The sequence below is a fragment of the Streptococcus sp. HF-2466 genome, assembly GCF_015594645.1.
GTDB classification, from domain to species: Bacteria; Bacillota; Bacilli; order Lactobacillales; family Streptococcaceae; genus Streptococcus; species Streptococcus anginosus.
On sequence record NZ_JADNQU010000002.1, the window covers coordinates 69,387 to 82,405 of the forward strand.

12 protein-coding genes are annotated in these 13,019 nt (G+C 39.7%); 10 read left to right on the forward strand and 2 right to left on the reverse strand.

All coding sequences use genetic code 11. The annotated features are described in order from the left end of the window. The first annotated feature begins 6 nt into the window (after positions 1 to 6). Entirely contained in the window at positions 7 to 894 is an 888-nt protein-coding gene (locus IYQ91_RS03025; protein ID WP_022526805.1) for an SPFH domain-containing protein, read from the forward strand. A gap of 109 nt (positions 895 to 1,003) precedes the next feature. After that, positions 1,004 to 1,219, forward strand: coding sequence for a hypothetical protein (locus IYQ91_RS03030; RefSeq protein WP_003025899.1), 216 nt, complete (start codon positions 1,004 to 1,006; stop codon positions 1,217 to 1,219). A gap of 514 nt (positions 1,220 to 1,733) precedes the next feature. On the opposite strand, the gene IYQ91_RS03035 is transcribed toward IYQ91_RS03030, so the two are convergent. Both IYQ91_RS03035 and IYQ91_RS03040 read right to left on the reverse strand, forming a co-directional pair. Then, positions 1,734 to 2,474: an amino acid ABC transporter ATP-binding protein gene (locus IYQ91_RS03035; RefSeq protein WP_003031085.1), complete on the reverse strand. Its 741-nt coding sequence runs from the start codon at positions 2,472 to 2,474 to the stop codon at positions 1,734 to 1,736. Then, entirely contained in the window at positions 2,471 to 4,036 is a 1,566-nt protein-coding gene (locus IYQ91_RS03040) for an ABC transporter substrate-binding protein/permease (protein WP_195673038.1), read from the reverse strand. Before IYQ91_RS03040 ends, IYQ91_RS03035 begins: the two co-directional genes overlap by 4 nt. 126 nt (positions 4,037 to 4,162) lie before the next feature. Between IYQ91_RS03040 and IYQ91_RS03045 the strand changes: the two genes are divergently transcribed. From IYQ91_RS03045 to sufU, 8 genes are all read left to right on the forward strand, one after another. After that, entirely contained in the window at positions 4,163 to 6,052 is a 1,890-nt protein-coding gene (locus IYQ91_RS03045) for a DUF2207 domain-containing protein (protein WP_195673039.1), read from the forward strand. Positions 6,053 to 6,118: 66 nt separating this feature from the next. After that, the gene (locus IYQ91_RS03050; RefSeq protein ID WP_126466499.1) at positions 6,119 to 6,961 is read left to right on the forward strand and encodes an undecaprenyl-diphosphate phosphatase; all 843 of its coding nucleotides are present in this window, start codon (positions 6,119 to 6,121) and stop codon (positions 6,959 to 6,961) included. 125 nt (positions 6,962 to 7,086) lie between these two features. After that, on the forward strand, positions 7,087 to 7,842 hold the full coding sequence (gene mecA / locus IYQ91_RS03055) for an adaptor protein MecA (RefSeq protein WP_003025888.1): 756 nt from the start codon (positions 7,087 to 7,089) through the stop codon (positions 7,840 to 7,842). Further along, positions 7,833 to 8,999, forward strand: coding sequence for a glycosyltransferase family 4 protein (locus tag IYQ91_RS03060; RefSeq protein ID WP_003036405.1), 1,167 nt, complete (start codon positions 7,833 to 7,835; stop codon positions 8,997 to 8,999). The genes mecA and IYQ91_RS03060 overlap by 10 nt, the downstream gene beginning before the upstream one ends. Positions 9,000 to 9,089: 90 nt before the next feature. Then, positions 9,090 to 9,860, forward strand: coding sequence for a Fe-S cluster assembly ATPase SufC (gene sufC, locus IYQ91_RS03065; protein ID WP_003025885.1), 771 nt, complete (start codon positions 9,090 to 9,092; stop codon positions 9,858 to 9,860). Between the two features lie 39 nt (positions 9,861 to 9,899). Beyond that, positions 9,900 to 11,162 (forward strand): Fe-S cluster assembly protein SufD, encoded by a 1,263-nt coding sequence (sufD, locus tag IYQ91_RS03070; protein WP_195673040.1) that lies wholly within the window; start codon positions 9,900 to 9,902, stop codon positions 11,160 to 11,162. Positions 11,163 to 11,177: 15 nt separating this feature from the next. Next, positions 11,178 to 12,410, forward strand: a complete 1,233-nt coding sequence (locus IYQ91_RS03075) for a cysteine desulfurase (protein ID WP_195673041.1) — start codon at positions 11,178 to 11,180, stop codon at positions 12,408 to 12,410. Continuing rightward, positions 12,397 to 12,852, forward strand: a complete 456-nt coding sequence (sufU, locus tag IYQ91_RS03080; protein WP_195673042.1) for a Fe-S cluster assembly sulfur transfer protein SufU — start codon at positions 12,397 to 12,399, stop codon at positions 12,850 to 12,852. Before IYQ91_RS03075 ends, sufU begins: the two co-directional genes overlap by 14 nt. The last annotated feature ends 167 nt before the right edge of the window (positions 12,853 to 13,019 follow it).

Consider the following 13,019-nt stretch of genomic DNA (forward strand, 5'->3'; position numbering starts at 1 on the left):
CATATCATGTTATTTTTAGTAGTACCAATTGTTGTTGTCGTACTTATTCTCATTCTTTTTAGTTCCTTATATGTTGTTCGTCAACAGTCTGTCGCGATTATAGAACGTTTTGGGAAATATCAAAAACTCAGTAATAGCGGGATTCATTTGCGTTTGCCGTTTGGTATTGACCATATCGCAGCGCGTGTACAATTGCGCCTCTTGCAAAGTGAGATTGTGGTTGAAACTAAGACACAAGACAATGTATTTGTCATGATGAACGTTGCGACACAATACCGTGTCAATGAAAATAACGTAACAGATGCTTACTATAAATTGATTCGCCCAGAAGCTCAAATCAAGTCTTATATTGAAGATGCATTGCGTTCATCTGTTCCTAAATTGACCTTGGATGAATTGTTTGAAAAGAAAGATGAAATTGCGCTTGAAGTCCAAAAGCAAGTGGCAGAAGAAATGTCTACTTACGGTTATATCATCGTAAAAACCTTGATTACTAAAGTTGAGCCAGATGCAGAAGTCAAGCAATCAATGAATGAAATCAACGCTGCCCAACGGAAACGTGTTGCTGCGCAAGAATTAGCTGAAGCTGACAAGATTAAAATTGTAACAGCCGCAGAAGCAGAAGCTGAAAAAGATCGCCTTCATGGGGTTGGTATCGCCGAACAACGGAAAGCGATTGTGGATGGCTTGGCAGACTCTATCAAAGAGTTAAAAGGTGCAAATGTTGAATTGAAAGAAGAACAAATCATGTCAATTCTTTTAACCAACCAATATCTTGATACATTGAATAATTTTGCAGATAATAAGGGAAATAATACAATTTTCTTACCAGCCAATCCTGACGGAGTAGAAAGTATCCGAACGCAAATTTTATCAGCTCTTAAAGCAAAATAAAGAATATTCTGAATTGTTTTATTCATCAAAATAGACAGCCTTTTCCATTGACAAAACAAACAAAAACCTTTACAATATTTAGTTAGAAATAATAAAATAGGAGAAGGAAATGGCTAAATCTAACTTTGAAAAAGTAGAATCAGTTGTTAGCTGGGTTCGTGATAAAAAAATCACGGGTTATCGCATCAGTAAAGAAACGAACGCTCGTGAAATGTCTATCATTGCCCTTGCTCAAGGCCGTGCTAAAGTGAAAAATATTTCATTTGAAACCGCTCTTGGATTGATTGATTTTTACGATAAAAACCACGAAAAGTTTGAAAACTAATCGTTGTATTTTTAGCAGGCTATCAGCCTGCTTTTTTTGTTTGCAATTGTAAAATAGTATGATTTTATATGGAAATAACAAATAATTATAAAGTGGAAAGTTTATTTATTCGTTATCTATCTAATTTTTAAAAATGAATATTTTTACAGAAAAATGATAAACCGCTTTCTACAATACAATCTATTTTAAAAAATATTCTTAAAAATTAGAGTTTTATTTTTAACAAGAAAATGTTCTAATGAATGTGTATTCAAACATTCTGTTTTGTTTGAATAAAAATTAGTTTTTCAATTGACTTCTTAAAGATTTTGAAGAGAAAATAAAGACGAGACTGGGACAAAAGTCCTTAACCTCGTCAGATTTTTATGAGTTTCTTGCAAGTCTCAGTGGTGAGTGGGTTCTATGCGGTTGATAAATCAACCTTTACAGCCCTACTCAACTGTGCGGGGGTGGGACGACAAAATCAAATTTCTTCGAAATTACCGATTTTTGTCCCACTCCCGTCGGTTGTGGATTATCGTAAGTAACGTTGTAAAAATTCTTTTGTGCGTTCTTTCTTAGGGTGAGTAAAAATGTCTTCAGGCTTGCCTTCTTCAGCAATGATGCCTTTGTCCATGAAAATGACACGATTGGAGACATCACGCGCAAACTCCATCTCGTGCGTGACAACAATCATGGTTAAGCCCTCTTGAGCAAGGTCTTTCATTATTCTCAGCACTTCGCCGACCATTTCAGGGTCAAGCGCTGAGGTTGGCTCGTCAAATAAAATGGCATCTGGGTTCATGGATAAGGCGCGTGCAATAGCAACCCGTTGCTTTTGTCCTCCAGAGAGTTGTTTTGGTTTGGCTTGCCAGTAAGGTTGCCCCATGCCAACTTTTTCAAGATTTTCTTTGGCGATTTTTTCGGCCTCTGCTCGTTCTCGCTTGAGAACAGTTGTTTGTGCGACAATGGTATTTTCAAGAACATTAAGGTTTTCAAAAAGGTTAAAGCTTTGGAACACCATACCGAGTTTTTCACGGTAATGAGTGAGGTTATAGTTTTCTTCTAGTACATTTTCACCACGATAAAGGATTTCTCCTCCACTTGGCTCTTCAAGGAGATTGATAGAGCGTAAGAAAGTAGATTTTCCACTACCAGAGCTTCCGATGATAGAAATGACTTCGCCGGAGTGGACAGTGAGAGAAATGTCTTTTAAGACTTCATTTTGTCCGTAGGATTTTTTAAGATGATTGATTTCTAAAATGGTATCGCTCATGCCTTTACTCCTTTCGTTTGCATTTGATTAGCGCCCGTTGTGTAATCATCTGTGTCAAAACGCCGTTCTACATAGCGGAGAATGCGTGTTACCGTAAATGTTAGGACAAAGTAGATCACGGCAATAATCGTAAAGGTTTGGAAATATTGGTAAGTTTGGGTGGCAATAGTATTTCCTGAGAAATAAAGTTCAACAACGGAGATAACATTCAGTACGGAAGTATCTTTGATATTGATGACAAATTCATTCCCTGTAGCAGGTAGAATATTGCGCACGACTTGAGGAAGGACAACTTTGCGCATGGTTTGGTTATGTGTCATTCCCAGAGCAGTTGCGGCTTCAAATTGCCCCTTATCAACAGCAAAGATTCCTCCGCGGACAATTTCACTCATATAAGCACCCGTGTTAATGGAAACGATAAAGATGGCTGCGATTGTACGATCAATGGAAACTCCAAATGCCTGTGCTGTTCCGTAGTAAATAACCATAGATTGAACAATCATAGGTGTTCCACGGAAAATTTCGATGTAGACATTCAGGAACCAACCGAATAAAGTTTGTAAAAGAGCGAGAGCTTTATTTTTGGCTGTAGGAGCGGTGCGGTAAACACCGATTAAGAGACCAATGATGAGCCCTGCAATTGTACCAGTAATGGAAATGAGAAGGGTTAAGCCAGCTCCGCGCAGAAATTGGGGCCAGTTGTCTTTCAGAATCTTTGTCACTTGTCCAAAGAAAGTAGTTTTATCTTTGCTGGTGTCAGTTTCAACAGGTTGGTTTTGAATCATCTTGTCCATTAAAGCGACTTGGTCTTTGGCACTGATTTTAGCGATAGCAGCATTGACTTGTTCTAGACGATTGTCGTTTTTGCGCATTCCGATTGCAATCGTAGCATCCTCTTCATTAACTTCAAAACCTTTTTTGAACTGAATCATTTTAAATTTTGAATTAGCGGATTCTGCTGTGAGGGCTTCGGGACGTTCAGAAATGTAGCCGTCTATCACTCCTGACTCAAGTGCTTGGCGCATTTGAGCGAAGTCGCCCATTGCAGTTTCTTGTTTAGCGCCTGTCAGTTGGGAAATCAAATTGTAGAGGTAGACACCTTGTTGAGAAGTGATTTTTGCTCCTTTGAAGTCCTTCAACGTTTTTGCATTGGCATAGGATCCGTCTTTGTTGACTAGTACCACAGGCTCACTGGTGTAGTAGCTATTGGAAAATGCGATTTCTTTTTTTCGCTCAGCAGTTGGACTCATTCCAGCGATAATCATATCTAATTTACCTGATGTCAATGCAGGGATCAATCCATTCCAAGAAGTTTTGACTACTAACGGTTTTTTGCCCAATGCTTTTGCGACTTGTTTGGCGATTTGGACGTCATAACCATTGGCATATTGGTTGGTGCCTTCGATTTTGACGGCACCATTTTTATCGTCATCTTGCGTCCAGTTGAACGGTGCATAAGCCGCTTCCATTCCGATTCGCAAGTATTCATCGGCTTGAGCTCTATTTGCAAATCCGAAACTAAGCAGCAGAAGTGCAAATAGAGATAAGAATAATTTCTTCATATTTTCTCCTCATCTAAAAATAGCTTCCTTTCATTGTACCGAAAAATGACATGCTTTTCAATATTGGGGAAACCCTTACTTAAAAAAATGGTATAATAAAGGCAATCAGTATAAGGAGATTACTAGATGAAAAAGTTTTTTTGGAGTATCATAATTTTTTTCTCATGTTTGTTCTTCAGTCAACGAGTCTTGGCGGTGAGTTATGATATTGAATCCTATAAAGGCAATTTACAGATTCATTCTGATAATACAGCGACATTTGTTGAAACAGTCACTTACCATTTCTCAAGCGGCTACAGAGGACAAATCATTACTTTGGGGACATCTGGTAAAGTTCCTCTGGGCTTTGATGTGGAAGGAAAGCCGACGATTCTAGCTTTAAGAAATGGACAACCAAAAACGGATATTACTGCTGTTCAGGAATACATTGCGGGTGGTTATAAATATAAAATTTATAATGCTGGTAATAAAGGGGATCGTGTGACTATTGCGGTTACGTGGAAACTGAAAAATATGCTGTTTGTCTACAGTGACATCGTGGAGTTGCACTGGATTCCAATTAGTAACTGGGATAAGAAGTTAAACAATGTGGAGTTTCGGATTTCAGTTCCAAAAAGTTCTCAGCAGACCGAATTGTATGCTCATACAGGTTATTTTATGAAGCCAGCTCAGGTGACGCATTCTGGGAATACTTACCTTATTCATGCGGGCAATATTCGTAAAGGAAAAAAACTAGAATTTCATGCTTATTGGGATCGGTCATTAATGACGGTTCCTGAAAATAGCTTGGCTATCACAAATCAGAATCGATTGCAAGGATTTTGGCAAGTCGAAAGAGAAGCTGCTCAGAAAACAAAAAGATATCAGAGATTGATGGACTGGGGTTTACCACTTGCTTTTGTGCTAGTTGGTCTGATTAGCCTAGCATTTTATGGTTTCTTTCAATTCACTATAAAACTCCGTGTAACGTTTCCTAAGCGTGCTCGTCTATACGAAATACCGCAAGATTTGCCACCAATGGTCATTGCTTCCAATGTTTATTCGGTAGATTTGACAGAGCTGGATCCAACGGAGAAGCAAGCAACGTCTTTGAAATTTGAAAATCTTGTACAAGCCACTTTGCTAGATTTGATTGATCGAGGTAATCTTGTTTTTACAGATGATACGAAACAGCCAAAATTACAAAGAGTGACAGATAAGGGTTTAGCTGATTTTGAAAAAGAATTTTTAAAAATGGCTATGGGCAACAACAAGCAGCTTCTTGTAAAAGAGCTATTTTCAGACTTTAAAATTGATAAGAAAGTGTATAACAGAGGTGAGGAAGCTGTCCGTAAAGCGGGCAACAGGGTAAAAAATCTCTTAAAATGTTATTTGAAGAATATTACAGAAAATGTGCATGAGATTATTGAGCGGGAGCAATTGCCAAATAATTACCGCCCAGTTGCTAAAAAGGAACTCTTGTATTTATATCTTTCAATCTCCTTGATGGCACTTATTATGGTCGTTTCTCTTGGTGTTTTGGCTTGGATATTCTTGTGGTACAGACTGATTTTCTTCCAATTCATAGTTAGTTTTCTCATTGCCGGCGGATTTTTGTATTACTTCTGGAGAAAATGCAAAATGGTGAAACGTGATGGAGTTTTAAATGAAGAAGGGGCAGAAAACTATTATTACTGGAAGAGTTTTGCCAATATGCTACGTGATATTGCTCATTTAAAGGACACAGAAGTTGACGGGGTCATTTTATGGAACCGATTATTGGTTTATGCTACTATGTTTAATTGTGCTGATAAGGTGACCAAGGCTATGAAGCTACGTAAAATCACAATTGACAATCCGTCTATGAATGCTTTTGTTTATCAGGATATGTCGTATACCTTCCATACTAGCTCCCACGCTTTTGTTAGTTATGGCTCAGAAGCCAATTCAGCTAGTAGCTTCACTGTTTCATCAGGTGGTAGCAGCGGAGGCGGCTTCACTGGTGGAGGCGGTGGAGGTGGAGGCGGTGCTTTTTAAAAAGTGCCTCTATTCTCTCACTTGAAATTATGCTATAATGAAACAAATCAACCTTAGGAGAAGAACATGTTTATCATTGAAATTTTAAAATCCATCATCTTTGGGATTGTGGAAGGAATTACAGAGTGGTTGCCTATTTCTAGCACAGGTCACTTGATTTTGATACAGGAGTTTATCAAGTATAAAAATCAGAATGCTGCCTTTATGGAAATGTTCAATGTCGTTATCCAATTAGGAGCAATTTTAGCAGTTGTCGTGATTTATTTTGATAAATTAAATCCGTTTAAACCGGGAAAGACAGCGCGTGAAGTGCAGAAAACATGGCAATTATGGGCAAAAGTAGTGGTTGCGGCTGCACCTGCTGCTATTATTGGTTTGCCTTTAGATAGTTGGTTTGATGCTCATTTTTATAACTTCATTTCTGTTGCTTGTATGTTGATTATCTATGGTGTTGCTTTTATTTTACTGGAAAAACGTAATAACAACGTAGAACCGACAATTACCAGCTTAGATCGATTGCCTTATAAAACTGCTCTCTACATTGGGTTATTTCAAGTATTGTCACTCTTTCCTGGTACCAGTCGCTCTGGAGCAACGATTGTAGGAGGGCTTTTAAATGGTACTAGCCGTTCCGTGGTGACAGAGTTCACCTTTTTCTTAGGGATTCCTGTTATGTTTGGTGCAAGTGCTTGGAAGATTTTGAAGTTTATCATCAAAGGAAATACACTTGGATTTGGTCAGTTCTTCTTGTTGCTTGTGGCAATGGGCGTTGCATTTGGGGTTAGTCTCTATGTCATTCGCTTCTTGACAGACTATGTGAAAAAGCACGACTTCACAATCTTTGGGAAATACCGTATTGGACTTGGTGTCCTGCTTATTATTTACGGCATTTTTAAAGCCATTTTCTAAGCATACAAAAACTCAGCAGAGATTGTTGAGTTTTTTATTGATAAAAGAAGACAAAGGCTATCTATTTTTTGTAAAAAACCCGAAATTTTAGTATAATGAAAAGACTAGAAGTATGAGGTAATGCGATGGAAATGAAGCAAATTAGTGATACAACGATTAAAATCACGATAAAATTAGAGGATTTAGAGGAACGTGGGATGGAAATGGCAGATTTTCTAGTCCCACAAGAAAAAACAGAAGAGTTTTTCTATGCGATTTTAGATGAGTTGGAAATGCCAGAAAGCTTTTTAGATAGTGGCATGCTCAGTTTTCGTGTGACACCAAAGCCCGACCGATTGGATGTCTTTGTCACCAAGTCTAAGATTGATAAGAATCTGAACTTCGATGATTTGGCGGATTTGCCAGATGTAGAAGAGTTGTCTCAAATGTCTCCTGATGAATTTTTAAAGACATTAGAAAAAAATATTTTTGAGAAAAGTAAAGACGATATGGAGGCTGTTCGTTCTTTGGAAACGGCGGAATCAGACGATAACACAAGCACTTCTGATATGGAAGAACAAGATGAAAATAGTGACGAGCTAACGCAAAAATATATTTATTACATTTTGAAATTTTCCAGCCTGAAAGAAGCAATTGTCTTTTCTAAGACAGTAGATTATGCTGTCAATACTTCGGAGTTGTACAAAATGGACGATCACTATTATTTGACAATTCTGGTGGATATTGAGGGACACCCGAAGCGTTATCCAGCTTGGCTCCTTGCCTCTATGCGTGAACATGCAGAAGACACAGATGTGACGAGAGCTGTTTTGCAAGAGCACGGTTATTTATTGCTTGTCAACGAGGCGGTTGCCAGTCTTAAAAAGGTTAAATGCTTATGATTCCCTTCCCTTTAAAATTCATTTTGGTGTTGCTTGGAACCTTTTTCATCGGTGTGATTCTCACGCCTTTGGTGCGTCTATTGGCATTTAAGATAGGTGCGGTTGATTATCCAAATGCACGAAGAATCAACAAAAAGCCGATGCCAAGCAGCGGCGGTTTAGCTATTGTCATTGCTTTTTCGGTTGCTACACTTGTTTTTATGCCGATGATTGTGCAAGCGACCTTTCATGGAAAGGGTTATTTTGATTATATTTGGCCGGTTGTCTTAGGAGGCGGCATCATTGCTTTAACAGGGCTTATTGATGATGTGAAAGAGTTGAAGCCTTTAGCAAAGATGTCAGGAATTGTGTTGGCTGCCAGTTTGATTTGGCTATTGACGGATTTCCGTTTGAATCATTTTAAAATCCCTTTTGGTGGGCCGCTGCTGCACTTTGCTCCTTGGTTGTCTTTTATTTTGACGGTTATCTGGATTATTTCGATTACCAATGCCGTTAATTTGATTGACGGGTTGGACGGATTAGTGAGTGGTGTATCCATTATTTCGCTGGTGACAATGGGGATTGTTTCCTACTTTTTCTTGCCAGATCACAATGTCTTTCTAACCTTAACTATTTTTGTCTTGGTCATGTCTATCGCAGGATTTTTCCCTTACAATTACCACCCCGCTATTATTTATCTGGGAGATACAGGAGCGCTGTTTATCGGTTTTATGATTGCGGTTTTGTCATTGCAAGGCTTGAAAAATGCGACAGCTGTCGCTGTGATTACTCCGATGATTATTCTGGGAGTGCCGATTACAGACACATTTTTAGCGATTGTGCGTAGAACTTTATCTGGACAAAAATTTTATACACCAGACAAGCGACATCTTCATCATCGGCTGTTATCCTTGGGCTTAACACATCGTGGGACAGTCTTGGTTATTTATGGCATTTCTATGATTTTTGCCATGATTTCTCTTTTGCTAAATGTTTCGAGCCGTATTGGTGGGACACTGTTAATTATTGGACTACTTTTTGGAGTGGAACTTTTGGTAGAACTAATTGGTGTTCTGGGTCCAAATCGAACACCGCTACTCAATATCCTTCGTTTTATCGGAAATTCTGCTTATCGGGAAGAAATCAGAACAAAGTTCAGAAATAGAAAAAAGAAGTAGACTCGCACTTAAACAAAATCAAAGCCTTTTTGGCTTTTTTTTGCTATACTGGTAAGGTAGATTATGGATATGAAGAAAGGAAAGTTTGCCATGTCTGTGTTAGAAATCAAAGACCTCCATGTAGAAATTGAAGGAAAGAAAATCTTAAAAGGAGTCAATCTGACTCTTAAAACAGGAGAAATTGCCGCCATTATGGGACCAAACGGTACGGGGAAATCCACCTTATCAGCAGCGATTATGGGAAATCCGAATTACGAGGTAACCGAGGGAGAAGTTCTCTTTGATGGTGTCAATATTTTAGAACTGGATGTGGATGAACGAGCTCGTATGGGACTTTTTCTTGCTATGCAGTACCCAAGTGAAATTCCAGGTATTACCAATGCAGAATTTTTGCGTGCAGCCATGAATGCAGGTAAAGAAGATGATGAAAAAATCTCTGTCCGTGATTTTATCATGAAATTGGATGAAAAAATGGAATTACTCAATATGAAAGAGGAAATGGCAGAACGTTATCTGAATGAAGGTTTTTCTGGCGGTGAAAAGAAACGCAATGAAATCTTGCAATTGTTGATGCTAGAGCCAACTTTTGCGCTACTGGATGAAATTGACTCTGGACTAGATATTGATGCACTGAAAGTGGTGTCTAAGGGCGTCAATGCTATGCGTGGTGAACATTTTGGTGCTATGATTATTACGCACTATCAACGTCTGTTGAATTATATTACGCCTGATGTGGTCCATATCATGATGGATGGGCGTGTAGTTGCTTCTGGTGGTCCGGAATTAGCTGTTCGTTTGGAGCAGGAAGGTTATGCCAAATTGGCTGAAGAACTTGGTTTTGATTACCAAGAAGAAGTCTAGTCAACCTTTCTTTTTACTTAGAAAAGATAGGAGAATGAAATGACAAAAGAAACCATTAAACATTTTTCTCAAATGCATGCGGAGCCTGAGTGGTTGGCAAATCTCCGTCAAGCTGCCTTTGATAAAATAGATAAGTTGGAACTGCCTGTTATTGAGCGGGTGAAATTTCACCGCTGGAATTTGGGAGACGGCACGCTGTCAGAAAGTGAGGTTCTTGCAAATGTGCCTGATTTTACAGCACTGAATGACCATTTGACATTGGTTCAGGTTGGAACACAGACTGTTTTAGAGCAATTGCCGGCTGAACTAGCGGAGCAAGGAGTTATCTTTACAGACTTTTACACTGCTCTTGAGGAAATTCCAGAAATCATGGAAAAGTATTTTATGTCTTCAGTTAAATATGATGAAGATAAGCTGGCAGCCTACCATACAGCTTATTTCAATAGTGGAGCGGTGCTCTATATTCCAGATAATGTTGAAATCAGTCAACCCATTGAAGGTATTTTTTACCAAGATAGTGAAAGTGATGTACCATTTAATAATCACATTCTAATTATTGCAGGGAAATACTCCAAGTTCACCTATTTAGAGCGTCTGGAGACCTATGGTTCTGGCAGTCTTTCTGCAACAGCAAATATCACGGTGGAAGTCATTGCCCAAGCAGGATCACAGATTAAGTTTTCAGCTATTGATCGATTGGGTGAAAATGTCACAGCTTATATCAGTCGTCGGGGCAAGTTGGACGATGATTCAATGATTGACTGGGCAATCGGGGTCATGAATGAAGGCAATGTGATTGCTGATTTTGACAGTGATTTATTTGGGCGCGGAAGTCATGCAGATATGAAAGTGGTGGCTCTCTCTCGTGGTAAGCAGATTCAGGGGATTGACAGTCGCATCACCAACTACGGTTGCAATTCGATTGGTAATATCCTCCAACATGGAGTGATTTTGGAAAAGGGAACGTTGACTTTTAACGGAATCGGTCACATTATCAAGGGAGCCAAGGGAGCAGATGCTCAACAGGAAAGTCGAGTGCTCATGTTGTCTGATAAAGCACGTTCAGATGCTAATCCTATTCTTTTGATTGATGAAAATGATGTCACAGCAGGGCATGCGGCTTCTATTGGTCAGGTGGATCCAGAAGATATGTACTATCTCATGAGTCGGGGACTGGATAAGGCGACTGCGGAACGTTTAGTTGTGCGTGGCTTCTTAGGCTCTGTTATCGTTGAAATTCCAGTCAAAGAAGTGCGTGCTGAGATGATTGAAAATATTGATGAAATTTTGGCTAAGAAATAAGAGATAGGAAAAGAAATGTCTAAACTTGATGTAGAAGTCCTTCGGAAAGATTTTTCAATTTTGGATCAAATCGTCAATGATGAGCCCTTGGTTTATTTGGACAATGCGGCTACAACCCAAAAGCCTACGCAGGTATTAGAGGCGATTGCAGCTTATTACGCAAAAGACAATGCCAATGTTCATCGTGGTGTTCACACACTAGCAGAACGGGCAACGGCAGCTTATGAAGCTGCGCGGGAACGAGTGCGCTCCTTTATCCATGCCGCTTCAACGAAAGAAGTTCTCTTTACGAGAGGAACGACAACGGGACTCAATTGGGTAGCGCGTTATGCTGAAAGTGTCTTGCAGCCAGGCGACGAAGTACTTATTTCCGTTATGGAGCACCATTCCAATACCATTCCTTGGCAGGAAGCCTGTAAGAAAACAGGTGCTAGATTGATTTATGCTTATCTGAAAGACGGTATGTTAGATCTCGCTGACTTTCGGTCGAAATTGACTGAAAAGACGCGATTTGTTGCTTTGGCGCATGTTTCTAATGTACTAGGTGTGGTGAATCCCATAAAAGAAATAGCAGAGTTAGTGCACCAGGCAAATGCTCTTTTAGTGGTGGACGGAGCTCAATCAGTTCCTCACATGAAGATTGATGTACAAGACTTGGACGTTGATTTCTTTGCATTTTCAGGTCATAAGATGCTAGGTCCGACTGGTATCGGTGTTCTCTATGGCAAAGAAGGACTACTTGAGCGAATGTCGCCTGTCGAATTTGGTGGGGAAATGATTGATTTTGTCTATGAACAAGAAGCGACATGGAAAGAACTACCTTGGAAGTTTGAAGCAGGCACACCCAATATAGCTGGTGCTATAGGTCTAGCTGTCGCCATTGACTATCTGGACAAGATTGGAATGGAAACAGTTCATCAGTATGAGCAGGAATTGATAGCTTACGTATTTCCAAGATTACAAGCTGTTGAGGGGCTTACCATTTATGGTTCGGAGGACTTGACTCAGCGGTCGGGTGTTATTTCTTTTAATCTAGCTGGGCTTCACCCTCATGATGTAGCAACAGCTCTGGACTATGAAGGCGTGGCTGTACGGGCTGGACATCACTGTGCTCAACCTTTGTTGAGTTACCTAGGAGTGGCAGCAACTGTTCGGGCTAGCTTTTATCTGTATAATACCAAAGCCGATTGCGATAAGCTCGTTGAAGCTTTACAGAAAACAAAGGAGTTTTTCGATGGCACTTTCTAAATTAAATAGTCTTTATAAAGCAGTTGTGACGGACCATTCAGCTCACCCTCATCATCAAGGTCGTTTGGATGGAGTGGAGCAAGTGAATCTCAACAATCCTACGTGCGGTGATGTCATCAGCCTGTCGGTTCAATTTGATGAGCAGGGCATGATTGAAGATATTGCCTTTGTGAATTCTGGCTGCAGTATTTCTACAGCTTCAGCCAGTATGATGACGGATGTAGTCCTAGGGAAGACGAAGGATGAAGCGCTAGCTTTGGCAGAAATTTTTTCTCAAATGGTGCAAGGTAAGGACGATGAGCAGCAAAAGGAACTAGGAGACGCAGCTTTTTTAGCTGGTGTTGCTAAGTTCCCTCAACGCATCAAATGCTCAACCTTAGGTTGGAACGCTCTTAAAAAGGCGATTGAGGAAGCTGGAAATTCTGAAAAGTTGAGTAAATGAAGCTAAAATAAATAAGCTGAGACAAAAGTGCTCAGCTTTCTTTGTTTATATCGTTAGCATTACAGACGCAGTAGCTAATTGCTCAAAGCACTGCGTTGAGGTTACGGATAGAGCTTGAAAAGCAAGTCTCAAGGCGATTCGCTTTTCAAGCTTGGAAGAGTACTTTT